At 51.5% G+C, this 24,048-nt stretch carries 19 protein-coding genes; 10 read left to right on the top strand and 9 right to left on the bottom strand.

Translation table 11 applies throughout. The annotated features are described in order from the left end of the window. Positions 1–30 precede the first annotated feature (30 nt). On the bottom strand, positions 31–3,075 hold the full coding sequence (ydiJ, locus tag ON072_RS15345; RefSeq protein ID WP_107004920.1) for a D-2-hydroxyglutarate dehydrogenase YdiJ: 3,045 nt from the start codon (positions 3,073–3,075) through the stop codon (positions 31–33). A 97-nt stretch (positions 3,076–3,172) separates the two neighbouring features. Then, complete coding sequence (gene ppsA / locus ON072_RS15340) at positions 3,173–5,542, bottom strand: phosphoenolpyruvate synthase (protein ID WP_025887681.1); 2,370 nt, start codon at positions 5,540–5,542, stop codon at positions 3,173–3,175. 124 nt (positions 5,543–5,666) lie between these two features. On the opposite strand from ppsA, the gene ppsR reads away from it, so the two are divergent. The 4 genes from ppsR (at position 5,667) to ON072_RS15320 (ending at position 9,305) form a co-directional block, all read left to right on the top strand. After that, entirely contained in the window at positions 5,667–6,479 is an 813-nt protein-coding gene (ppsR, locus tag ON072_RS15335; protein WP_028781424.1) for a posphoenolpyruvate synthetase regulatory kinase/phosphorylase PpsR, read from the top strand. A gap of 242 nt (positions 6,480–6,721) precedes the next feature. Then, positions 6,722–7,786 (top strand): 3-deoxy-7-phosphoheptulonate synthase, encoded by a 1,065-nt coding sequence (locus ON072_RS15330; RefSeq protein ID WP_144190663.1) that lies wholly within the window; start codon positions 6,722–6,724, stop codon positions 7,784–7,786. Between the two features lie 196 nt (positions 7,787–7,982). Beyond that, positions 7,983–8,414: an acyl-CoA thioesterase gene (locus ON072_RS15325; protein ID WP_025011189.1), complete on the top strand. Its 432-nt coding sequence runs from the start codon at positions 7,983–7,985 to the stop codon at positions 8,412–8,414. Between the two features lie 225 nt (positions 8,415–8,639). Next, positions 8,640–9,305 carry a response regulator transcription factor gene (locus ON072_RS15320; protein WP_025011190.1) on the top strand — a complete coding sequence of 222 codons (666 nt, stop codon included), beginning with the start codon at positions 8,640–8,642 and terminating at the stop codon, positions 9,303–9,305. 23 nt (positions 9,306–9,328) lie between these two features. Here the strand turns inward: ON072_RS15320 and ON072_RS15315 are convergent, their stop codons facing one another. The 3 genes from ON072_RS15315 to ON072_RS15305 form a co-directional block, all read right to left on the bottom strand. Next, positions 9,329–9,790: a hypothetical protein gene (locus tag ON072_RS15315; protein ID WP_025011191.1), complete on the bottom strand. Its 462-nt coding sequence runs from the start codon at positions 9,788–9,790 to the stop codon at positions 9,329–9,331. A gap of 164 nt (positions 9,791–9,954) precedes the next feature. Then, a complete protein-coding gene (gene fghA, locus ON072_RS15310; RefSeq protein ID WP_062793911.1) occupies positions 9,955–10,791 on the bottom strand; it encodes an S-formylglutathione hydrolase in 837 nt (278 codons plus the stop codon). 10 nt (positions 10,792–10,801) lie between these two features. Further along, on the bottom strand, positions 10,802–11,926 hold the full coding sequence (locus tag ON072_RS15305) for an S-(hydroxymethyl)glutathione dehydrogenase/class III alcohol dehydrogenase (RefSeq protein WP_274626093.1): 1,125 nt from the start codon (positions 11,924–11,926) through the stop codon (positions 10,802–10,804). Between the two features lie 132 nt (positions 11,927–12,058). On the opposite strand from ON072_RS15305, the gene ON072_RS15300 reads away from it, so the two are divergent. Further along, a complete protein-coding gene (locus tag ON072_RS15300; RefSeq protein ID WP_274626092.1) occupies positions 12,059–12,952 on the top strand; it encodes a LysR substrate-binding domain-containing protein in 894 nt (297 codons plus the stop codon). A 174-nt stretch (positions 12,953–13,126) separates the two neighbouring features. Here the strand turns inward: ON072_RS15300 and ON072_RS15295 are convergent, their stop codons facing one another. The 4 genes from ON072_RS15295 to ON072_RS15280 form a co-directional block, all read right to left on the bottom strand. Next, complete coding sequence (locus ON072_RS15295; RefSeq protein ID WP_256873008.1) at positions 13,127–13,630, bottom strand: YaiI/YqxD family protein; 504 nt, start codon at positions 13,628–13,630, stop codon at positions 13,127–13,129. Between the two features lie 148 nt (positions 13,631–13,778). After that, on the bottom strand, positions 13,779–14,564 hold the full coding sequence (locus ON072_RS15290) for a hypothetical protein (RefSeq protein ID WP_107004923.1): 786 nt from the start codon (positions 14,562–14,564) through the stop codon (positions 13,779–13,781). 14 nt (positions 14,565–14,578) lie between these two features. Then, positions 14,579–15,019 carry a hypothetical protein gene (locus ON072_RS15285; protein ID WP_144128438.1) on the bottom strand — a complete coding sequence of 147 codons (441 nt, stop codon included), beginning with the start codon at positions 15,017–15,019 and terminating at the stop codon, positions 14,579–14,581. Between the two features lie 183 nt (positions 15,020–15,202). Continuing rightward, a complete protein-coding gene (locus tag ON072_RS15280) occupies positions 15,203–15,778 on the bottom strand; it encodes a helix-turn-helix domain-containing protein (protein ID WP_025011196.1) in 576 nt (191 codons plus the stop codon). Between the two features lie 129 nt (positions 15,779–15,907). On the opposite strand from ON072_RS15280, the gene ON072_RS15275 reads away from it, so the two are divergent. From ON072_RS15275 to ON072_RS15255, 5 genes are all read left to right on the top strand, one after another. Beyond that, a complete protein-coding gene (locus ON072_RS15275; RefSeq protein ID WP_028781414.1) occupies positions 15,908–17,080 on the top strand; it encodes a benzoate/H(+) symporter BenE family transporter in 1,173 nt (390 codons plus the stop codon). A 337-nt stretch (positions 17,081–17,417) separates the two neighbouring features. Then, on the top strand, positions 17,418–18,392 hold the full coding sequence (locus tag ON072_RS15270) for a hypothetical protein (RefSeq protein WP_045284114.1): 975 nt from the start codon (positions 17,418–17,420) through the stop codon (positions 18,390–18,392). A 741-nt stretch (positions 18,393–19,133) separates the two neighbouring features. Beyond that, positions 19,134–20,414 carry a hypothetical protein gene (locus ON072_RS15265; protein WP_144128439.1) on the top strand — a complete coding sequence of 427 codons (1,281 nt, stop codon included), beginning with the start codon at positions 19,134–19,136 and terminating at the stop codon, positions 20,412–20,414. 2 nt (positions 20,415–20,416) lie between these two features. Then, positions 20,417–22,537 carry a LodA/GoxA family CTQ-dependent oxidase gene (locus tag ON072_RS15260; protein WP_107004926.1) on the top strand — a complete coding sequence of 707 codons (2,121 nt, stop codon included), beginning with the start codon at positions 20,417–20,419 and terminating at the stop codon, positions 22,535–22,537. A 67-nt stretch (positions 22,538–22,604) separates the two neighbouring features. After that, the gene (locus ON072_RS15255) at positions 22,605–23,786 is read left to right on the top strand and encodes an NAD(P)/FAD-dependent oxidoreductase (RefSeq protein ID WP_273643738.1); all 1,182 of its coding nucleotides are present in this window, start codon (positions 22,605–22,607) and stop codon (positions 23,784–23,786) included. The last annotated feature ends 262 nt before the right edge of the window (positions 23,787–24,048 follow it).

Genomic DNA, 24,048 nt, shown 5'->3' with positions numbered 1-24,048 from the left:
CACACTTTTGGAGCCCTATTCTTGGCGCTCTCAGGCTTGCGTTTGAGTCAGCTCCAGCAAGGCTTCGATGGGGTGCCTGGGCCTAAAGCCACCAAAGCGTTTGACCTGGCTGCGACAGGAGTAGCCGGACACCAGTATCTGCTCCTGCGGCAGCGACTTTATCGCCTCGTCCCAGGACATCTCATACAGAGCCTTGGAGCGTGGCAGGTTTTCCAGCTCATGGCCATAGGTACCGGCCATGCCGCAACAACCCAGATTCACGGTTCCCAACTTGGCACCAAAACGGGCAAAGATGGTTTGCCATTCTTTGGCAGTGCCGGGGCGAGCACTGGATTCAGTGCAGTGGCTGAACCAGGTGAACTCGCGCCCGCTTGCAGACAGTTGCGGTAACTGCTCGAGCATGGCACTGAGCCACTCGCTGGCAAGCTGGACATTGAATTGGCCGCGCTTGGCGCCGAGCGCCTCACGGTATTCGTCGCGATAAACCAGCACCAACGCCGGATCTACCCCCACCATGGGCATGCCAAGGGCATGCACCTGATTGAGAAAATCGGCGGCGGTCTGTGCCGTCTTGGCAAACTGCTCCAGAAAGCCCTTGATATGAGCCGGTTTACCGTTGGGCTTGAACGGCAGCAATACCGGCTTGAGTCCAAGCGCTTCGATCAGGCGAATAAAGCGATAAACCAGTTCGGCATCGTAGAAGCTGTTGAAAGGATCCTGCACTACCAACACATAGTTTTGTCGCTCAGCGGCGGGGATAGCGCTCAAGGCGTTGAGATCATAACCACGGCTGGGGTGAGCATCCAGGCGCTGTTTCAGCGTAGGAACAGACAGCGCAGGCGCATCCACATACCCCAGAGCCTTCTTAATCACCCACTTGGATAGAGGATTCTGCGCCGCAAAGTTACTCAGCCGGGGCGCCTTGGCCATCAGCTGCACCGAATCCTCGACACCGGCCACCAGATAATCCTTGGCGGGACGCTGATAACGGCGGTAATAGATACTGAAAAACTGTGCCCGGAACTTGGGGACATCCACCTTCACCGGACACTGGCCGGAGCACGCCTTACAGGCGAGACAGCCCTTGAGCGACTCCATCACCTCGTGGGAATAGTCGTATTCTTTCTTGGCGTTGAGGCTGTTCTGCAGCCGCTGCAATAAGCCCATGGGTTTGGACTTGGCCAGCAGATTGACGTCAACGCCTTCAGATTCCAGCAGTCGCAGCCACTCACGCATTAATCCGGCGCGGCCCTTGGGCGAATGGATCCTGTCTCCAGTCACCTTGAAAGAGGGGCACATGGGCGAAAAGCGGCTGTAGTTGAAACACAGGCCGTTGCCGTTACAATTCATCACATCCGGGAAGGCATCGCGGACACTGACAGGTATTTGCCTATCGAAACTACCGCGCTTGGTACTGTCGACATTGTAGATAAGCTGTTGGCCTTTGGGCGCCACCAGCTTACCCGGGTTGAGTTTATTCTGGGGGTCGAACAGCGTCTTAATTTCTTCAAGCTCGCTCCAAAGCTGCTCGCCAAATACCTGGGGGCCATACTCACCACGCACGCCTTTACCGTGCTCGCCCCACATCAGGCCGCCGTATTTCTGCGTCAGTGCTGCCACTTGATCCGAGACGGTGCGCAGCAAGGCTTCATCCTTGGGATCGCACATATCCAGCGCCGGACGCACGTGCAGCACCCCGGCATCCACATGGCCGAACATGCCGTATTGCAGTTGATGGCTATCCAACAGGGCACGGAACTCCATGATATAGTCGGCGAGCTTTTCCGGTGGTACGGCGGTATCTTCGGCGAAGGCTATCGGTTTGCGGCGGCCTTTGGTGGCCCCGAGCAGCCCGACCGCCTTCTTGCGCATGGCATAAATCTTATTGATGGAACCGGCATCCCGGGTAAGCTGATACCCAAGCACCCCTTTTTCACCGGCAGCAATCTGTGCATCCAGCGCCACGGCCAGACGCTCTGCCCGCTCATCGACCTGGGCTTGTTCTCCGGCAAACTCCACCATGTTAAGGCCATCGATTACCTTGCCGGGCACTTCCTGGATAAGCTCGGATACCGAGTGCCAGATAATGTCTTCCCGCGCCAGATTCAGCACCTTGGAATCGACGGTTTCCACCACAGTGGCATTGGCGAGCACCAAGTCGGGCGCATGGCGCAGTGCCGATTCAAAAGAGTCATACTTGATGTTGACCATAAGGCGGCTGGCCGGCAAAGGGGTGATATCCAGTTTGGCCTCAGTCACCACCGCCAGCGTACCCTCTGAGCCCGTGAGGATCCGCGACAGATTGAATTCGCAGAGCTGTTGATCCCAGACATTTTTCAGATCGTAACCGGTCAAAAAACGGTTCAGCTTGGGAAAGCGCTGTTCAATCAGCTCTCGCTGCTCACGGCAGCGACGGGCCACCTCGGTAATCAACTTGTTGCCGAGCGGGTTGTCAGTGACCTTCTCACCCGATTCCAGTGCCTCGCGGCTCACCGGAGCCGTGTGCAGCACACTGCCATCCACCAACACACTGGTAAGCTCCAGCACATGATCCGAGGTCTTGCCATACACCAGCGAGCCGGCGCCGGAAGCATCGGTATTGATCATGCCGCCCAGAGTGGCACGGTTGGAGGTGGAAAGATCCGGGCTGAAGAAAAAGCCGTGCGGCCGCAGCGCATCATTGAGCGCATCCTTGACCACACCGGCCTCGACTCTGACCCAACCTTCCTCTGGATTAACTTCCAGCACCCGGTTCATATGGCGCGAGAGGTCCAGCACTATCCCATGGGTCAGCGCCTGGCCATTGGTTCCTGTACCACCGCCGCGGGCACTGAAGACCACCTTGGCAAAAGCTTCCTCACAGGCGAGCCGCAACGCCATGGCAATATCGGCGCTGTCTCTGGGATAGAGCACCGCCTGCGGCAGGAACTGATAGACAGAGTTATCCGTCGCTTGAGCCAAGCGGGCACTGTAGCGCCTGTCGATATCGCCGCGAAAGCCTCGCTGCTCAAGCGCATCCAGATAATCCAGATACAGGGGTTCCAGAGTTTGTTGGTGTGATAATAGGGGTAACATCTTATTGCTCGGCTCAATTATTGTTATCGGGCCATTATAAACAAAAAGAAGCCGCTAAAAAGCGGCTTCTTTCATAACTTACTGAGTTGTTTCAAGCTTAGCCGTGGGCTTCAGCCAGGTACAACCAGGTGTCGATCACTGTGTCGGGGTTCAGAGACACTGTGTCTATGCCCTGCTCCACCAACCAGGCAGCGAAGTCGGCGTGATCCGAAGGACCCTGACCACAGATACCCACGTAAGCACCCTTGGCCTTGGCAGACTTGATAGCCATCGCCAGCAATGCCTTAACGGCTTCGTTACGCTCGTCGAACAGGTGACTGATGATGCCCGAGTCACGGTCCAGACCCAGAGTCAGCTGAGTCAGGTCGTTGGAGCCGATGGAGAAACCATCAAACATCTCCAGGAACTGATCCGCCAGCAGGGCGTTGGATGGCAGTTCACACATCATGATGACGCGCAGACCATCTTTACCACGCTCCAGACCCTGCTCTTTCAGCAGTTCGATAACCTGACGGCCTTCTTCAAGAGTACGAACGAACGGGATCATGATCTCTACGTTCTTCAGCCCCATGTCGTTACGAACCCGCTTGATGGCTTCACACTCGAGGGCGAAACAATCACGGAACGACTCGGAGATATAGCGGCTGGCGCCACGGAAGCCCAGCATTGGGTTCTCTTCCTCTGGCTCGTACTTGTCACCGCCGATCAGGTTGGCATATTCGTTTGACTTGAAGTCAGACATACGCACGATGGCCTTCTTGGGGTGGAATGCTGCAGCGATAGAAGAGATACCTTCCACCAGACGGGCAACATAGTATTCAACCGGAGATTCATAACCGGCAATCATCTCGGTGATCTCGGCTTTCAGCTCATCGGTTTGCTGATCAAATTCCAGCAGAGCCTTGGGGTGAATACCTATCATGCGGTTGATGATGAACTCGAGACGGGCCAGACCCACACCTTCGTTAGGCAGACGGGCAAAGTCGAAGGCGCGGTCAGGGTTACCCACGTTCATCATTATCTTCATCGGCAGATCAGGCATGGAATCTACGCGGCTGGAAATCACATCAAACTCCAGCTTGCCTTGATAGATATAACCTGTGTCGCCTTCAGCGCAGGATACCGTCACTTCCTGACCGTTTTGAATTTTGTCGGTCACGTCACCACAACCCACTACCGCAGGCACGCCCAGTTCACGGGCAATGATAGCAGCGTGACAAGTACGACCACCACGGTTGGTGACAATGGCGCTGGCGCGCTTCATGATAGGTTCCCAATCCGGGTCGGTCATATCGGTAACCAGTACATCGCCTGGCTGGATCTTGTCCATTTCGTCGATAGATTTGAGCACCTTGGCAACACCTGAACCCACCTTGTGGCCAATGGCACGACCCTCACAGATCACTTCGCCACGGCTCTTGAGGTGATAACGCTCAATCAGCTGCACATCTTCACGGGAGCGTACGGTTTCAGGGCGAGCCTGAACTATGTAGAGACGACCGTCGTTACCGTCTTTGGCCCATTCGATATCCATCGGACGGCCATAATGCTTTTCAATGATCATCGCCTGCTTGGCCAGCTCCATCACTTCTTCATCATTGATGGAGAAAGTCATGCGCTGTTCTTTGGCGACATCTTCAATTTTCACCTGCTTGCCGTGAGATGCATCATCCGAGTACACCATCTGGATCAGCTTGCTGCCGATGTTACGACGAACAACGGCCTTGTGACCGGCAGTCAGGGTTGGCTTGTGTACGTAGAACTCGTCTGGGTTAACCGCACCTTGTACTACCATTTCGCCCAAACCGAAGGAAGAAGTGATAAATACCACGTCCTTGTTACCGGACTCGGTATCCATGGTGAACATCACGCCTGAAGCCGCCTTGTCGGAACGTACCATGCGCTGAACACCGGCTGACAGCGCCACACCGCGATGGTCGTAACCCTGATGCACACGATAGGAGATAGCGCGATCATTGAACAGGGAGGCAAACACATGCTTGATGGCAACCAATACAGCTTCGAAGCCCTTCACGTTGAGGAAGGTTTCTTGCTGACCGGCAAATGAAGCGTCGGGCATATCTTCTGCAGTGGCAGAGGAACGCACGGCGAATGAGGCGTCTTGGGTTTCAGAGGCTAATTTTTCGTAGGCTTCCCGAATCGCTTGTTCGAGTTCTGGCTGAAATGGGGTTTCGATAACCCACTGTCTGATCTGTGCACCAACTTTAGCCAGTGCGTTGACATCATCTACATCCAATGTGTCAAGAATGTCGTATATCTTCTGGTTTACTCCACTTTGCTCAAGAAACTCATTGAACGCGTGGGATGTGGTCGCAAAGCCGCCAGGTACTTGAACACCGGCATTGGCCAGATTACTGATCATTTCACCAAGGGAAGCGTTTTTACCGCCGACCTTGTTGACGTCACCCATGCCTAATTCCTGATACCAGAGTACGTATTGCTGCACAGTTCTATCTCCGCAAGTTTATTTCAGTGGCCCCTTCACACGAGGGCAGCGGCATTTTACACTCCGTGGCAACAAGCGTAAATCTATAATTTTATTTGTAATTTTATTACTACACGAGGTCGGCATGGCACGTAAAGTATTCTACATTTCTGATGGAACAGCGATCACGGCCGAAGTGTTTGGTCACGCAGTACTTTCTCAATTTCCATTGGAATTTGACTCACTTACCATTCCTTTTGTGGAAAATACTGCTAAGGCAGAAGCCGTTAAAAAGCAGATTAATGATAGTTTTATTACAACAGGGGAACGGCCTCTGGTGTTTCATTCCATCGTCAAACCGGAAATTCGCGACATCATTTATTCCAGTGAAGGCCTGGACTACGACTTTCTCAACACTTTTGTCGCGCCACTGGAGCAACAATTGGGGGTACCGGCCAGCCCGGCACTGCATCGCACCCATGGTATGGCCAACGCAGGTTACGATGCCCGTATCGACGCCATTAACTTTGCCATGGAAAACGACGACGGCCAGACCATGAAGCATATGGACAAGGCCGACATTATCCTGCTTGGGGTTTCCCGCTGCGGCAAGACGCCATCAAGCCTCTATCTGTCGATGCAGTTTGGTATCAAGGCCGCCAACTATCCTTTTATTCAGGATGATATGGACAACCTCAAGCTGCCCGAGGTGCTGAAACGCAACAAATCCAAACTGTTTGGGCTGACCATTGAACCCGTACGCCTGCATGAGATACGTCAGAGCCGAATGGAGAACAGTCGCTATTCCTCCTTGCGCCAATGCCGCCTCGAAGTCAAAGAGGTGGAGATGATGTTCAAGAAAGAGCGCATCCCTTATATAGACACCACCAACCAATCGGTCGAGGAAATTGCCACCAAGATCCTCGATGCCACGGGTCTTGAGCGCCATATGTTCTGAAAATCCCCCCAGGCGGCAGACAAAACCTGCCCGAGTTGAAACTGAGTTACAGAATGGCATTTTCTGGCTAACTACTTGTTACCACAGTGCGAACCCTGAATGGCTCAAGTGGGACTTGACACTTTTTCAAGGCCCACTTGGGCAATTATCGGACAATTGCCACTTTGCAGCTCGGCTCGATTGGTTATAATCCGACACAAGATAAGCGCAAAGCGCTCAAGAAATTTCCCCCGGTATCATGAATGACCATTAAAACAGACGAATTACGCACCTCTCTCTTATGTAAAGTGATCTCACCTGCCCAACTCGCATCTGAGTATCCATTGACTCAGGAAGCCGCAGACTACCTGGTTGAACAACGCCGCGAAGTCGAAGCCATTATTCAGGGTGACGATCCGCGTTTGTTGGTCATCATAGGACCCTGCTCCATCCATGACACAGAAGCGGCCCTGGAGTATGCCGGTCGCTTGGCCAAGCTGCACCATGAACTCAAAGACGATCTCTGCATTCTGATGCGGGTCTATTTTGAGAAGCCCCGCACCATAGTCGGCTGGAAAGGCCTGATTTCCGATCCTGACTTGGACGGCAGCTTCAGCCCCAATAAAGGCCTGCGCCTTGCCCGCAAGTTACTGCAGCAGATCACCGAGCTGAAACTGCCTATCGCCACCGAGTTTTTGGATATGGTGAATGGTCAGTATATTGCCGATCTCATCACTTGGGGCGCCATCGGGGCCCGCACCACAGAAAGCCAAATTCACCGCGAAATGGCCTCGGCACTCTCCTGCCCGGTAGGCTTCAAGAACGGTACCGACGGCAACATCAATATCGCCGTCGATGCAGTGCGCGCCGCCAGAGAACCACATATCTTCTACTCTCCGGACAAAGACGGCTCACTGGCGGTCTACCGCACCCATGGTAATCCGTACGGGCATATCATTCTGCGCGGCGGTAAAACTCCCAACTACAGTGAGCAACATGTGACCAAAGCCAGAGAGCAGATGGACTCGGTTGGGATCCACTCCGGCATAGTGGTCGACTTCAGCCATGGTAACAGCCAGAAGCAGCACAAGAAGCAGCTGGAAGTCGCCGAAGATATCATGACGCAGCTGCGCAGCGGCTCCACCGCCATTGCCGGTATCATGGCCGAGAGTTTTATTGTGGAAGGCAATCAGAAAGTGGTTGCCGGTGAGCCACTCACTTACGGCAAAAGCATCACGGATGCCTGCCTGCACTGGGAAGACTCGGAAAAGCTGCTCAGAGATCTGGCCGCTGCTGCCAAGGAAAGACGCCGCCTGCAGGGCAAATGAGTCGCCCAGATACGGACCACTGAAATGGAATCGCCCCGGTATCTCCACGCTGGAGATGTCGGGGCTTTTTCATGCCCGGATACATTTGAACATCCAATATTTTTCATGCAGGGCTTTCTGGCCCAGGCTGTCAATCCGCCTTTGGTCGAACTATAATACCGCCCCTGATTTTCCAGCATAACCTTGAGGTTGCCGTATGCCAGAAACGACACAGAGCCAATATGAAGTGGCGGTAGCACGCCGAATTGAACAAGCCGAGGCTCGGGTGATCAAGGCGGTTTTCCCGTCCATTACCAATCATCACAACACACTGTTTGGCGGTGAAGCCCTCGCCTGGATGGATGAAACCGCCTTTATCGCCGCCACCCGCTTTTGTCGCAAGACACTGGTCACCGTCAGCTCTGACAGAATCGATTTCAAAAAACCGATCCCCGCCGGTAGCCTGGCAGAATTGATCGCCCGGGTGATCCATGTGGGCAACACCTCGATGAAAGTCGAAGTGAACATTTTTGTAGAAGATATGTATCAGGATAAGCGCGAGCACGCTATCCGCGGTGTCTTCACCTTCGTGGCTGTCGATGAAGACAGAAAGCCGACCCAGATCTGGAGTGATGATCTGGCCAACTAAGCCCTCGCATAATCCTGGCCTGTATCTGGCTACAGGCTTTTTAGGTTTCATTCTGCAACAGTCTTTGCCGCTGAAAAGGCTTTTATTGACCGTCATTCTCGACTAAAGTCTAAAAGCGACAGTAACAAAAAGTCACTTAAACCCTGATAAAGCAATAGGATTATTTGTCACTTTTCTGTTACATTGACCCTTCTTCAGCGTGCAGAGCCATAATCATAACAAGCCATGAAGCCAGAAAACTTAAATATTATCATCGCCGATGATCACCCTTTATTTCGCAATGCCCTGCGCCAGGCGCTTAACAGTGGTTTATCCAATACCCGCTGGTTTGAGGCCGACAGTGCCGATGCGCTGCAAAAACTGCTTGAGCAAACTCATCAGGGCTATGATCTGGTACTACTGGATCTGCAGATGCCGGGCTCCCATGGCTACTCCACCCTTATCCATCTGCGCGCCCACTTCCCCGAACTGCCGGTGATAGTGATTTCAGCCCACGAAGATGCCGCCACCATCAGCCGTGCCCTGCACTACGGCGGCGCCGGTTTTATTCCCAAATCGGCTTCGATGGAAACCTTTATCGAAGCAATCACCGCAGTAATGTTCGGCGATATCTGGCTGCCTCAAGGCATAGAGTTGGTTGAAATCAATGATGAGGACGAAACCGACAAGGTCGCCGGCAAGCTCTCTGAGCTGACGCCGCAGCAATACAAGGTGTTGCAGATGTTTGCCGAAGGCCTGCTCAACAAGCAGATAGCCTACGACCTGGGCGTATCCGAGGCGACCATCAAGGCCCACGCCACCGCTATCTTCCGTAAGCTGGGGGTTCGCAACCGCACCCAAGCCGTGATAGCGCTGCAGCAACTGGGGATGGAAAAGGTCGAGATCAACTGATCTCACCGCTTCCCAAAGATTTTTCAGTCCTCCATGGCGGCACATTTGCCAAGATAGATGATTTCCGGCGCACCCGGGCACAACACTTCGACACACTCATCGCCGGTGCAGATAAGATGTGACCAGCCTTCGCTGTGTCCATGGAAGAAACTGATTGGGCTTTCCTGCGACCAGGCGTGATCTTTAATCAGGCGGCTGTTGTAACCCTGTTCGTCCCCAAGCTCGCTCAGCGCCTGCCAAAGTTCCAGCAACCCATGTTCATCCAACATACGAAACGCAGTGACCGAGTGGTAATGCAGCCGATAGCGCCCTTCACTCGGTAAATGAAACAGCTCCAGGCTGAGATCGACTCCGGGATGGGGCGTATTTTTGATTTGATAGCGTTTGCCGCCGGGAAGCTGCAACATGAAATCACCGCCCCAGAAGAGCCCGGTGATAAAAAGATCCCCCTGCTCAAAGGGTGTCTGCCATCTGCCTATTTTCATGCTCCCTCCCATTAATCCCTACGCTCGTTAATCCCCCCTCAGACAAAAGTGGGGTAAACAAGAAAGTACTCAACAAGCGGATACCGGGCAATGGCCGCTATAACGCATAAAAAAGCGCCGCCGGGGCAAACCCTCGGCGGCGCTGCATTTGAGAGGCTCAGCGTTTACAAGCCCAGATGGCCGGCATGAAACTTAAGCTGCTCGTCGATAAATGAGGCGATAAAATAGTAGCTGTGATCATAGCCGGGGTGGCTGTGAAAACTCAGCGCAATTCCAGCATCAGTGGCTGCGGCCTGCAAGGCCTGTGGCAGTAACTGCTCGGCCAGAAACAGATCACTCTCGCCCTGATCAACCCGCATCGGTAGCCCTTTGGCACCACTTTTTATCAGCTCTACCGTGTCATAAGCCTTCCAAGCCTCCCTGTCGCTGCCAAGATAGGCAGCAAACGCCTTCTGGCCCCAAGGGCACTGGCTAGGATGACTGATGGGGGCAAAGGCACTGGCGCTGAGATAACGGCCCGGATTTTTAAGGGCTATCATCAGCGCACCGTGGCCGCCCATGGAGTGACCGGCAATGGCGCGCTTATCCGATACCGGAAAGTGCTGTTCTATCAATGCCGGCAACTCATCTACCACATAGTCATACATACGATAGTGGCTGCTCCAGGGGGCCTGGGTAGCATTGACATAAAAACCGGCCCCCAACCCCAGATCGTAGGCGGCATCATCGGCATCGGCCACGCCTTCTCCGCGCGGACTGGTATCCGGGCAAACAATGGCCAGCCCCAGCTGAGACGCGAGGCGCTGGGCCCCGGCCTTTTGCATAAAGTTTTCATCCGTACAGGTCAACCCGGAGAGCCAATACAACACAGGTACCTTTTGGCTATTGGCCTGCTCCGGCAGATAGATGGCGAAACGCATCTCGCAGTTCAGACTGCTGGAGTGATGACGATACTGCTTGTGCCAGCCTCCAAACGACCTGTTGTTACTGATATTTTCCATCAGAAGGTCCTCAGAAGTGGATCACGCTGCGAATGCTCTTGCCTTCATGCATCAGCTCGAAGGCTTCATTGATATCTTCAAGCCCCATGGTGTGGGTGATAAAGTCATCCAGCTTGAATTTACCGGCCAGATAATCTTCCACTATGCCAGGCAATTGTGAGCGTCCTTTGACACCACCGAAAGCCGAGCCTTTCCACACCCGGCCGGTCACCAGTTGGAAAGGTCTGGTGGAGATCTCCTGTCCGGCACCGGCAACCCCGATGATCACTGACTCGCCCCAGCCCTTGTGGCAACACTCGAGCGCCGAGCGCATCACATCCACATTGCCGATACACTCGAACGAATAATCGACGCCGCCGTCGGTCAAATCCACAATCACCTGCTGAATAGGCTTGTCATAGTCCTTGGGGTTGATGCACTCGGTTGCCCCCAGCTTCTTTGCCAGTTCAAACTTGGATTCATTGACATCTATGCCTATGATGCGACCGGCCTTGGCCATCACAGCGCCAATCACCGCCGACAACCCTATGCCGCCGAGCCCGAAGATGGCCACTGTGGTACCCTCTTCCACCTTGGCAGTGTTCATTACAGCGCCCATGCCGGTAGTGACACCGCAGCCCAGAAGGCAGATCTCTTCCAGCGGTGCCGACTTGTTGACTTTGGCCAGGGAGATCTCAGGCAATACAGTATATTCAGAGAAAGTCGAGCAGCCCATGTAGTGGAAAATCGGCTTGCCGTCTTTGAAGAAACGGGTGGTACCATCCGGCATCAGGCCCTTGCCCTGGGTCTCGCGGATCTTCTGACACAGGTTAGTCTTGCCGGAGCGGCAGAACTTACACTCACCGCATTCAGGCGTGTAAAGAGGAATAACATGATCTCCCACCGCCACACTGGTGACGCCTTCGCCGACCATCTCCACTATACCGCCGCCCTCATGGCCGAGAATGGCCGGAAACACGCCTTCTGGGTCGTCGCCGCTCAAAGTAAAGGCATCGGTATGACACACACCACTGGCAACAATGCGCACCAATACCTCACCGGCCTTGGGCAACATCACATCCACCTCTTCCATCTTCAACGGCTCACCGGCAGCCCAGGCTACGGCGGCGCGGGACTTGATAAATTTGTCTGTCATTGTCGCTTCCTTCTGTTGTGATTGATTCGGTAACGAACCTCTTGGCTCATAAACCGGTTGCCAACATTGTATTTATTCCCAAATAAAAGATAATCAGCCAAATATACAAATCACTTTTACTGAGAAGTAATAATGAACCACTGGGAAGGGATCAGCGAATTTATCGCCGTGGCCGAGAGCCAGAGCTTTACCCGCGCCGCCGAGCGGCTCAACTTGTCTGTAGCGCAGATAAGCCGCCAAATCGCCGCGCTGGAGAAACGCCTGGCAAGCAAACTCTTTTATCGCACTACCCGCAAGGTGTCGCTCAGTGAAGAGGGTCAGCTTTATTATCGCCACTGCCGCTTGCTGCAAGATGGTATAGAAGAAGCCGAACGCGCCCTTGGCAGTTTGAAACAAACCCCGCAGGGCATGCTGCGGGTGACGGCGCCGGTCACTTACGGCGAGCAGTTTATTCTGCCGCTGCTGAATGACTTTCTCTGCCTGCACCCCAAGCTGGATCTGCAACTGGATCTCAACAACAAGACGCTGGATCTGATTGATGGCGGTTATGATTTGGCGATTCGGCTGGGTAAGCTGGCGGACTCCAGCTTGATGGCGCGGCGTCTTGGCAGTCGCCGCAATTATGTCTGTGCCAGCCCGGAGTATCTGGCCAACCACGGCGTGCCCCACACTCTGGGCGAGCTGCATCGGCATCAATGTTTACTGGGTAACCACCCTTACTGGCGTTTTATCGAGCAGGGCCAGGAACGTCAATGGCGTTTGAGTGGCCGCTTGGTGTGTAATTCTGGCCCTGGGTTATTGGATGCTGCCCGCAAAGGGCTCGGGCTGGTGCAACTGCCCGATTATTATGTCGGTGAGGATCTCGCCAGCGGCGCCCTGGTATCTGTGCTCGAGGCTTACCAGGCGGCGCCTGAGGGTATTTGGGCCTTATACCCACATAACCGCCATCTGTCGCCCAAGGTCAGTCTACTCTTGGACTTTTTGCAGCAGGCGCTGCCGGAGGCGCCGGATCTGGGCAAGTCTTGAATGGATGCCCTGCCTTGAATGGATGACAGGTCTTGAGCTGCAGCCAGATCTTAAATAGGAACTGAATTCTGCGTAGACTCTGAATCCTGCATAGCCGCTAAAATTTCAACTCTCTGAGCTTTCGAGTCCCCGTGATTTCGAATCTCTGTGATTTCAAATCTAGACTTGGCAGGCTTACCCCTGACGCGTCTTAGCGCGCTGCCAGTGCAGCAGATATTTATCCAGCTCATTGGCAAAAGCTTGTCTATCTGCCTGGCTCAACTTGGGACTGCCACCGGTATCTATACCGCTGGCACGCAGGGTATCGAGAAAATCCCGCATATTGAGGCGGGCACGCACATTGTCGCGATTCAGCAGCTCACCGCGGCTATTGAGCGCCTTGGCGCCCTTGTCTATCACCTCGGCCGCCAGCGGAATATCATTGCTGATCACCAAATCGCCGGCCTGACACAGGCGCACGATTTCGTTATCGGCCACATCAAACCCCTTGGGAACTTGTAAGGTTTTGACACTGGCAGCACCTGTTATCCTGAGCGCCTGATTGGCGACAAAAGTGACATTGATGCCGGTACGCGCCGCCGCCCGCACTAACATTTCGCGGATCACTACCGGGCAGGCATCGGCATCGACCCAGATTTGTGCCAGGTCTGATGCCTGCTCATTTTGATTCTGCTGCACTCGCGCTCCTTTAGTTTGCAATAAAATTTGCATGCCATTCTATCCCAAGCCACGTATCGGTGCGCGCTAAATCCCCATGCCTACAATCAAGCATTTTGCCCGGGAGCGTATCAACACTTCGCCCTCCTGAGCATCAACTCAAACGCTTTCAATCGTGCTCTTCTGCCAGTTTGGCACACCAGTCATCATACTCAAGCGGCTCGTGCCCACGCGCACCTTGCTCTTCCGTGTAATCGCAATAGTTGCACCACAGCGTCAATGCCCGGCGATAAGCCTCACCACTCAAATTAAAGCGGGATAACGGCACAACCGGTAAAATAGTGGCCAACTCATCAAGCTCATCTAGCATCTGCCAACAGATATCGGCCCGAATACACAAACAATACGGCACTTCATGCAACGCAAAATCCAGGCTGTCCAACAGACTGCGGGCCAAATGCAATGCTGCTTGCTGGCGCAGGAAGTCTGTAACCCCACTATCGGCCAGTATTTGCTGCAGCAAAATCTCGGGAGACGGATTATCAATGCCTTCTGCGGCATTCAGTAGCGGCCGCATTTTGATATAAGTATCCTGCAGCCCATAAGCGCAGTAGAGCCAAAGTTTTACTCTGGGCTCATCAAAACGTGCCAGCCAAAACGCCTGCAACTTTGGCAGTAATCCGGGGTGGGCCAAGGGCAGTGCCAGTGAAGGACTGTCCAGCTCAAGTTGCCTAACCTCCTCGCTCGCGGCTTGCGGGGCGTTTATATCCGGCTGTGAACGGCAGAGAGCCAATTCACATAGCGACTCAAGGTAAGATGCCAGCGCCTCACCCTCGAGCGCGTCTATGCGCTCAAGCACGGCTGCTAACTCTTTTTTCCATAAAGACTTAATTCCGCTCGCCCTGGCCTCGAGGTAAGCTCGCCAATCGCCGGCAATATCCAAGTTAGGGATCATTTTCCAACCATAAATTATCTATCACTCTTTGTATAAAAGGCCTGTAGCTCGCTTGAAATCGCATCCTGGTAGCTGGAGCTCAAAAACTGGCCCCAAGCTCTGCCCTCTTTGAAAACCTTATTGACTGTATCGACCAAGAAAACGCTTTGCACTATGGCCCATTGATTATCCAACTTGGCTACATAATCTGCCGGGGAGAGTGCTTCTTCACTGATTTTGGGGCAAAAGATAATAACCTGAAGATACAAACCCCAAACTAGCGGCAAGAATCCCACCTTAAACGCGACTCTGTTCCTTAACTGGCTGATGTAAGTATCCATATCTGAAGGCAACTCAGCCAGACAAACCATAGCTACGGCTCTATTGCTGGCCCAGGTTTGCCTTTTCAAAAGCGCGACGCACCCGGGGATCTTTGCTTCACATTCCTGAACCGGCTTGAAGCCCTGTGCCTTCAAAGCCAGCGCCATGGATTTGCCTACAGCTGTTATCGTCATACTTGACTCTCCGGACAACCACTAGCAGCTAATACTGGGTGTCTCAAAGCAGTTAAAGCAGTTAATACTGGGTGTCTCAAAGCAGTTAAAGCAGTTAATACTGGGTGTCTCAATTATTTTTGTTGGGTGTTTGGCTTGTCGGCGTTACTCAGTGGCAGGCGCTTCCCTGTGGTAGTGGATAAGATCATGAAACACTGCGGGTTGATCTCTTAAGTTGCGGTAACCATGGGGTTTATCTGCGGCAAAGCGCACGGCCTCACCCTGCTGTAATGGCTGCCACTGACCATCGACTAACACTTCCATAGTGCCGCTCAACACGATCACATGCTCGGTCACACCCGCCTCATGGGGCTCGGAGAGACGCTCATAGTGCGGCAATAGGGTAAGTTCAAACATTTCAAAACCAAAGCGAGGCTCAAAGGGAAATAGCGACGCCACTAACATGCCATCGGTTGCAGGCTTTTGGCGTAATGCATCGGCGTTACGAAAGACGGCGCCTTGGCTCTCGGGCATTGGCTCCAGAAAGGTCGAGAGGGAGGTATTAAAACCGCTGGCGATTTTCCACAGAGTAGCAATAGTGGGGCTAGATTCGCCGCGCTCAATCTGGCCTATCATGGCCTTGCTTACGCCTGTCTCGAGTGCCGCTTTATCTAAACTCCAACCCTTTTGGCTGCGCAGTTGCTTTAGGGTCGCGGCAAGATAGCTATTGATGGTCTGCATTAGGTTCTGGCGCTTAAAAAATTATTTGTACGTTATAACGCACAGGTGCTATCTTGTCTATCTCGTGCGTTATAGCGCACAAGAAATGGTTCGACGATCAAGGCTAAGGTAGGTAGAGGAGTAAGGATGATGTGGCGCGAGGCTTTAGGACTATCAAAAATATCGGCGGGCTTTATTGCCGTGCTGGTGGGCTACAGCAGTTCGGCGGTGATTATCCTGCAGGCGGCGGATGCCGTGGGCGCGACATCGGCACAAATGAGTTCATGGCTGTGGGCCTTGGGTGTCGGCATGGGGCTCACCAGTATTGGCCTGTCTCTCTACTATAAAAATCCGGTGCTTACGGCATGGTCGACCCCAGGGGCGGCGCTGATGGTCACCAGCCTTACGGGATTAAGTATCCACGAAGCCGTTGGTGCCTTCCTGATTAGCTCTTTGTTGATCACGCTTTGCGGCTTGGCAGGCTGGATGGATAAGCTTATTCGTATCATGCCGCAGTCAGTCGCTTCGGCCATGTTGGCGGGGATTTTACTGCAGTTTGGCTTAGGGCTGTTTCAAGCCATGCAGACTCAACTGAGTTTAATCCTATTGATGTTATTGGTGTTTATTGTGCTTAAGCCCTGGGCGCCGCGCTACATTATGTTGCTTACCCTTGTCGCGGGGATAGGGATGAGTTATCAATTGGATCTACTGAAACTCGATAAGCTTGAGCTGCAATTCGCCGCCCCCGTATGGATAGCGCCAGCGTTTTCTATAGCCAACGTGGTAGGTGTGGCGCTGCCCTTATTTGTGGTGACTATGGCCTCACAAAATATGCCAGGGGTAGCAGCGCTTCACGGCCATGGTTATCGCCCGCCTATCTCGCCACTAATTACCGTGACGGGTCTGATGGGCGTACTGTTTGCACCCTTTGGCGGCTTTGCCTTTAATCTCTCGGCCATTACGGCAGCGATTTGCATGGGTAAAGAGGCAGACCCTAACCCCGCAAGCCGTTACTGGGCGGCGGTGTGGGGCGGAGTATTTTATTTGATAACTGGTCTACTCGGCGCAACAGTCGTTGGGCTATTCGCCGCATTTCCGAAGGAATTGGTGCTCGCGATTGCAGGATTGGCGCTGCTTGGCACCATAGGTAACAGTCTAACCGCAGCGCTTGCGGATAACGACGAACATGAAGTGGTGGTAATTACGTTTCTCGTCACCGCATCTGGCGTGAGTGTATTGGGGATCGGCAGCGCCTTCTGGGGATTATTGCTCGGGTTTTTAATGCATTACTGGCACAAGCATCGCGCGTTAACCACAACTTAAACAGGCAAAAGCTTAGCTGTGGTTAGGTCTAAATAGCTTATATGGACACCTCTCCGATGCAAGCACCGGCAGGTCTCTTTCTGACAAAGTAGCCACACACATATATCCGGCTTCGTGAGCCCTGATGAACATCCGTACTCTCTGTCCTCATTAGTGCCATGGCTTTTAGCAGCCCAGCTATTTGTCAGGTTCACAGAGAGTCGGTTCTACCTGTCAGCACATCAACTCTTTGGACTGGAGCAAAATGGGGACACCCATAATTCTTGCCCATAATTCTTGGCAGGTTTCTCTCACCTTGTCTAGGCTTGAATGGAGCCTTTGAAAAGGAAAGGATGCCATGCCGAGGCCAAGATATGCTCAAGTCAGTCTTGAGGACACCCCCTTCTATCACTGCATCTCCCGCTGTGTACGTCGCGCCTTTCTATGTGGCGTTGATGATTATTCCGGCAAGAGTTATGAACATCGCCGTGATTGGGTTGAGTCGCGTCTATTGGAACTGGTGGCCGTCTTTTCCATTGACTTGTGTGCCTATGCAGTCATGTCCAATCATCTGCACTTGGTGCTCAGAGTTGACTTGAAAACCGCCACTGAATGGACATTGGAGCAGGTTTTACAGCGTTGGCACCTGCTTTACAGTGGAACCCTGTTATCCCAGCGTTTTCTGCGCGGTGAAACACTTTCTGATATTGAATATCTCACCCTGCAACAAACCACTGAAGTCTATCGCCAACGTTTGATGGATATCAGTTGGTTTATGCGGGCGCTCAATGAACCTATTGCCAGACAAGCCAATCGGGAAGACGGATGCAGCGGTCGCTTTTGGGAAGGCCGCTTCAAATCCCAGCCATTGTTGGATGATGCAGCGGTATTGGCCTGTATGGCTTATGTTGACTTGAACCCTATCCGCGCGGGAATAGCCAAAACCCCGGAAGACTCAGACTATACCAGTATTCAACGGCGGATACGGGCCGCGATGCAAGGCAAAAACACACCTGAGCTGTTACCCTTTGTCGGCAATGAACGGCTGAACATGCCACAAGGATTGCACTTTGAAGCCAAGGATTATCTGCAACTGGTCGATGATACCGGGCGTATTATCCGCCATGACAAGCGCGGCCAGATTACTGCTGGCACTACGACCATTTTGAATCGTTTAAACATCCCCGTCGGCAACTGGCTCAAGTTGACGACTGATTTTAGCCGTCTATTCAAGGGGCCGGTTGGTACACTGGAATCTCTTACAGACTACTGTATTCACCTGCAACGACGACGAAGGCAAGGGGCCGCTAATTGTCAGAAGTTGTTTAGCTAAATCCCCTTAGTCTTCTCCACCAACTGAGTCGAACTTTGTTCGATTTCAATAATGCCTGAAATTCGAATTTTGCACTCACTTCAATAGTCGAATGGCCTTCAAATGGCCTGAAACACTATTTCCTTTCAATAGAAACACAGTATTTTACAAGCTAGATCACTAGAGATTTTTCTCACCCAACACTTACAATCGGTTATTTACAATGGGTGTCTTAATTATTGCACACCCAACACTTACAATCGGTTATTTACAATGGGTGTCTTAATTATTGCATTAATTATTGCAGCTTAATTATTTGGCATTGGGCGCCTTAATTATTGTCGGCGCCTTAATTACTGTCATTATTTGTTATACGATGGGTGTCTTGATTATCATTGATTATCATCTTTCTATCGATTTCTTTATCACTTCCCTATCGACTCTCTTAATTGCTTTAAATCAATCACTTGCAGTAAGACATTTGAAATCAGCATCTAAATTTACTTGCTTTTCAAAGAGAAAAAATAGCAGACTTAAGTTCCACAAATTTCACCGGCATAAATTGCGCCCCTATCAATTTGAACTATACTCTTTATCTTAAATTAAAAGATAAAGATGTCCCTCGTGCTGATGATATAAACACGGGATAATAAACCATACTAAGCTAAGGATGAGCTTAGCTTTATCTGTTAATAGACAATTTTGAGAGGATTTATGAACAAAACAAGGATGTTAAGTAAGCTCATGTTGACGGTGTTGAGCATGAGCACATTAAGCCTTTTCAGCTTCTCAGGCTGGGCCGATGAATACTCGCCAACCGCAAACTGTACCGCAGATGCGTCATGGTTTGAAGGTAAATTCAACCCCAAGATCGCTGCCGATAATTTTGATGATTCCACCATATGTGACTTCCATCAATTCTCCTGGCGAAGCTTCATCTGGTTAACCGAACAAGCTGACGAAGGAAAACTCCGCTTTGAAACCTTCTATTCTGATACCGGGATCTATCCTGACAGTCAGCCTGGTAACCATTTGCTGGGAGGTGTCAACCAGGCGGGTTCAAATGGAATTTTAATCGACCAACATGGACGGGCGTTATATACCAGCATGATGATCAACGATATCTACCGTGACTTTGTCATAAAACACAAACTCTATACCCAAAGTGGGATGCAACAAGCTGATAATAAACTTAATTTCCCCAATGGCGCTATGTCACTCAAGGCCGCTTGGAAGATTGTCCAGCCCGGTGAAGACACCTCTGGTTTATATACCACCAAAGCCCCGATACAACTGCTGACCGTCGATAACGGTCAGGTGGTGATCCCTGAGAATGCACAACAGGAGATGACTCAAGTTGCCTTGGTGGGTTTCCATATTGCGGTATACGTCAATAAGCACCCCGAAGCCATCTGGGCCACATTCGAATTTAAAGACAATGCTCCCACCTTTGCCAAAGGGCAGTCACCCAACAAAATTGTTTCCGATAAGGACTATCTCTTTTATAAAGCCAACACCTTAGCCAAAGACTGTAATACCAACAACGCCGGCATGAATGCCATATTAAAGCTCGATACCAAGACCCAAACCATGGCTGCGGTAACTCAGACATGTCTGCAATACGCACAAGGAACGGTTGATAATCTGCCAAATCCAAAGAAGGCCAAAGAAAATGTTCAAGCCATTATCAGTCTCAATGATAACGTGCATCAATTAATGCCTAAAGATTCTATCTGGCGTAACTACCTTGAGATAGGTGCCGTCTGGTTCAGTAAAGAAGACCATCTTACCCCAGACTGGAGTCCGAACATGGATCCCGATGCCGAAACAAACTTACTGATTGGGTCTACGCGGCTATCAAATTCCACTATCGAAACCTTCACTCAAAATCAACGCTCAGCCAATGAATGTTTCTCCTGTCACAACACCACTGCGGTAACAGATACCCCGGAAAAAACAGCGCCTCTGGCAGGAAAAAATATCAATACCAGCCACATACTGTTAAAGAACTACCTCAACGGCCACTCAGTTAAAAGGAATTAATTATGACCGTCAGTTTACGCATTCACCCAACTATAGGCTTTGCCCGCGTCGGCAACAGTATGGACTACTACATCGAACCACAAACCATAGCTGCAATGCCGCAACCCGGACAAACACTCACAGGGGGACTCCCCATTAAAGCGGGCACAGACAACACCCCTATTAGCAGCTCAGACATTCGTGACAGCCAGGGGCGTCTCAAACGACAAGGAGCAAGGTTTAAAATTTATCAATATCCACATAAAAACAGCCCAAGTTATCCTGCGCCGCAAGCACAGGAGGTAACCATTGGCAGTGAAGTCGATGGTAAACGCGTCACAGATATCATCTGGACAGTGCATCTTGCCAATAAGAAAGCAAACTGCTGGGAAATGGATGAGAGCGCTAATTTAGGGATCATTCTCTATCAAGATGGCAAGACACCGCCCCTGCGCAATCCCAGTTTTAATCAAACGGACAACCCGGCCGATACTGTACGTCTGCAAAAATTAGTCATTGATGCCGGTCCTCGCACCATAAGTACGAATAAAAGACAGACGGCTCAATTCAACCCAAGCACCCAGGCCAGTTACTGGGACCAACACACAAATGCAGTTATCCCTCTACCGGACTATCCCCAATCTTACCCAGCAACGGCTGGCAATGATGATCCCAACACTCGTATCGACTATTTAGGAGAGATCCAAACCGAAACCAACGGACGTCTGGTGGTGCTTGGCGGCTTTGGTAAAGCCTGTGGCTTTGATCAACTGGGCAATGCCGATCCCAATGCAAAATTGGATATGGATGTCGATAATAACAACTGGCTCGATGATACCGCAGATGGCCCTGTCACCGCCGTATTGCTCTTTGATGATGGCAGTTATCAGACACTGGAAAACAGCGCCTGGGTTGTTAGCACAGATCCGGCATATGCGCCGCAAACACTCAATGTTGTTAGCCTGTGGGATGATATCTACACCACCTGGGTAGAAGCATTCAATCTCAACCCAGGCTTATATCAAAATAATGCCTACAACCCTGAGTATGTTCCCGACTTTGCCCAGGACATTCAGCCCATACTGAGGGCGGCCTCCATGCAAATGTGGAACACTAACCTGCCTGACAGTGCCATCAAAAGTCATCGGCAAATCGATAAACTCACTAAAAACAAACCTCAGTTTGACATCATGTCTTTTATGCGCAAACCCAGCGCAGATGAGAACAATCATCTTGAAGACGGCTCCCCGATGATGCCCCTCTCTCTGGGGGATGCCAATAAGAGCTTTCTCACCTTAAGTAACAGCCAATACTTCCTTATGCAACAATGGGCTAAGGGATTATGTTCCACCTCGGCTCCAAGCATGACAACCCCATTAAATGAGGGTGAAGCCCTGGATAGAGCCGTACTAATGAACTGTTTGGGTGGCCGTTTTAGCCCGGGTATCGATCTCACCTTTATCGTACGGGACACTAAGCTGTATAACGCTGACTGGCAAAACCCGAATATTGGCCCCTTTAGAATCAATCGCCAGCCATTAAATTATGCCGTCGCCACTAAAGGCAGCCCATTTCTGGGTGTCGGTTATGTTCCACTGCGCAGCCACCCCATACAACCGGGGGATTTATGTAAATTCATGGCCATTCCCTGGCATACGGATTATAACTCCTGTGCCACCCATACCCCCGCACCTAATCCGGGTGGAGTTATCACAGAAAGTAATATCTACGGCGGTAATATCAATACCAGTCTGTTTTGGTCCTGGCCTGCCCAAAGACCCGTTGCCGTTTACACCTATGAGGATGTAGCCAAACGCAATGATAACACCCTGCCATTACAGCGTTACTCGGTCAGGGGGCAAGGAACCAGTGCCAGTGGACAACAACTCACCTTCGATGCTCAGGGTAAATTAAACAACTCACCCGCTTCTAATGTCGGTCGATATCAGGATCGTCACGGGATCCTCAACAACTGGCAAAATATCGGTGTCGTGATCCAAGGGGCCGCCATCGATGGATACCCGGCGCACTTAGACCCTAACTATTACCTGGAAGTCCAAAGTGGTTTTAGCCAAGACGACAGCAACCTGGTTATGCCTTGGGACAATACGGTTACCGACCCTGTCTATCCACCAGAGAAGTAATCTCAAAATGCTCTGGCCTGCATCAACTGCAGTGCCAGAGCAGCACAATAGATAGATAAAACAGCCTATGAACAATTATTCAGCTTCAGCCACTGCTACTCAAGTTGCCATCATAGGTGGTGGTCCAGCCGGTTGCTGCTGCGCCATTCGCTTAATCCAACAGGGGATAGATGACATTGTCATCATTGAGTCTTCTGATTATCAGCAGTTTCGCATCGGTGAGAGTATTCCCCCGCAAACCAAACAGCTGTTTCATCAACTCAAGATCTGGTCAGCATTTGTCAAGCAGCAACACCAACCCTGCTATGGCAGTCGCTCATGGTGGGGAGATAATCGCAATGGCTTTAACGACAGTTTGCTCAGTCCCTATGGGCATGGCTGGCACCTTAATCGCCAAAAATTTAATCGTTTTTTAGCCGAGCAGGCTCAAAGTGCAGGTGTAACCTTGTTAACCCAATGCCAATTTAAAACTGGCAGGCTTGTCAATGATAAGTACCATCATTTAACGCTTGATAGACAGGGGGCTGAACATCAACTCAATGCCAAGTTCGTCGTTGATGCCAGCGGGGCACGCGCCAGCTTCGCCCAAACCCAGGGAAGTAAAAAACAATCAAACCATGCCCTGGTAAGCCTGGGACGCCGCTTTATCATCACAGATAAACACTATCCTTTGTCACAGCAAACACACCTTGAAGCTGTTGAAAATGGCTGGTGGTATGCCGCCCGTCTGCCAAATGACAGAGTACTGATAAGCTTAACGACGGATCCCCAAACAGCTAAAACACTCAAGCTTCATGAGACAAACAACTGGCTCGATATCCTGGTTAACTCTCCCAATACCAAGGCGCTGCTGCAGGGAGTCACTCCCGAAGATACCCAGCCTAAACGCTATCCAGCCTCCTCATTTTGTTTAAACCCTGCCACAGGCAAAAACTGGCTTGCCATTGGTGATGCTGCCTGTACATTCGATCCCATCACCTCAGGCGGGATCATCAAAGCCATGGCCGACGGTGTCACCTGTGCAGATATCATCGCGGGTATATTCAAAACATCAGGTCATGACACTCACCATGGTCTGATGCAATATCAGCAAATGCTCATCCAGCGCTACCAGCATTATCTGGCCATGCGCGCTCATTACTATCAGCAGGAAAAACGTTTTTTAAACAGCCCCTTTTGGCAAAAAATGCAGGCTATGAGCCCTCACAAGATTCAAAGCGAAATGGAACTGCAGGCCAATTTAACGTAAATAGCGACGGCGAATAGAAGATCACTTGTCGTTGTACTCGTGATTTCCAAAGAAACCCGATGCCGCAAGGCCATTCCTTGATATCCCTATCGTTAGACATTCGAAAATTTATTCATATTAGACACCGTGTCAGTGCGTCCAGGAAGGAGATACCCCGTGTCTGGTGTGGAATCACTGGCTGTGTTGCTGTATTAAGATCGGCTATTTAGCAAATATGCACAGGCCTTTACGTTAAATAGAACTAAATAAAACCGCCCCATAA

The organism is Shewanella sp. K8, assembly GCF_028823715.1.
Classification (GTDB): Bacteria; Pseudomonadota; Gammaproteobacteria; order Enterobacterales; family Shewanellaceae; genus Shewanella; species Shewanella algae.
The sequence above is the reverse complement of the archived record's forward strand: the minus strand, read 5'-3'. Positions and strand labels throughout refer to the sequence as shown.

Bases quoted from the DNA above. Each gene is read 5' to 3' on its own strand.
- ON072_RS15315 (WP_025011191.1), bottom strand. From the start codon at position 9,790: ATGAAAATAGGCAGATGGCAGACACCCTTTGAGCAGGGGGATCTTTTT.
- ON072_RS15280 (WP_025011196.1), bottom strand. From the start codon at position 15,778: ATGCAGACCATCAATAGCTATCTTGCCGCGACCCTAAAGCAACTGCGC.
- ON072_RS15325 (WP_025011189.1), top strand. From the start codon at position 7,983: ATGCCAGAAACGACACAGAGCCAATATGAAGTGGCGGTAGCACGCCGA.
- ON072_RS15300 (WP_274626092.1), top strand. From the start codon at position 12,059: ATGAACCACTGGGAAGGGATCAGCGAATTTATCGCCGTGGCCGAGAGC.
- ON072_RS15290 (WP_107004923.1), bottom strand. From the start codon at position 14,564: ATGATCCCTAACTTGGATATTGCCGGCGATTGGCGAGCTTACCTCGAG.
- ON072_RS15330 (WP_144190663.1), top strand. From the start codon at position 6,722: ATGACCATTAAAACAGACGAATTACGCACCTCTCTCTTATGTAAAGTG.
- ydiJ (WP_107004920.1), bottom strand. From the start codon at position 3,075: ATGTTACCCCTATTATCACACCAACAAACTCTGGAACCCCTGTATCTG.
- ppsR (WP_028781424.1), top strand. From the start codon at position 5,667: ATGGCACGTAAAGTATTCTACATTTCTGATGGAACAGCGATCACGGCC.
- ON072_RS15275 (WP_028781414.1), top strand. From the start codon at position 15,908: ATGTGGCGCGAGGCTTTAGGACTATCAAAAATATCGGCGGGCTTTATT.
- ON072_RS15255 (WP_273643738.1), top strand. From the start codon at position 22,605: ATGAACAATTATTCAGCTTCAGCCACTGCTACTCAAGTTGCCATCATA.
- ON072_RS15270 (WP_045284114.1), top strand. From the start codon at position 17,418: ATGCCGAGGCCAAGATATGCTCAAGTCAGTCTTGAGGACACCCCCTTC.
- ON072_RS15305 (WP_274626093.1), bottom strand. From the start codon at position 11,926: ATGACAGACAAATTTATCAAGTCCCGCGCCGCCGTAGCCTGGGCTGCC.
- ON072_RS15260 (WP_107004926.1), top strand. From the start codon at position 20,417: ATGACCGTCAGTTTACGCATTCACCCAACTATAGGCTTTGCCCGCGTC.
- ON072_RS15320 (WP_025011190.1), top strand. From the start codon at position 8,640: ATGAAGCCAGAAAACTTAAATATTATCATCGCCGATGATCACCCTTTA.
- fghA (WP_062793911.1), bottom strand. From the start codon at position 10,791: ATGGAAAATATCAGTAACAACAGGTCGTTTGGAGGCTGGCACAAGCAG.
- ON072_RS15265 (WP_144128439.1), top strand. From the start codon at position 19,134: ATGAGCACATTAAGCCTTTTCAGCTTCTCAGGCTGGGCCGATGAATAC.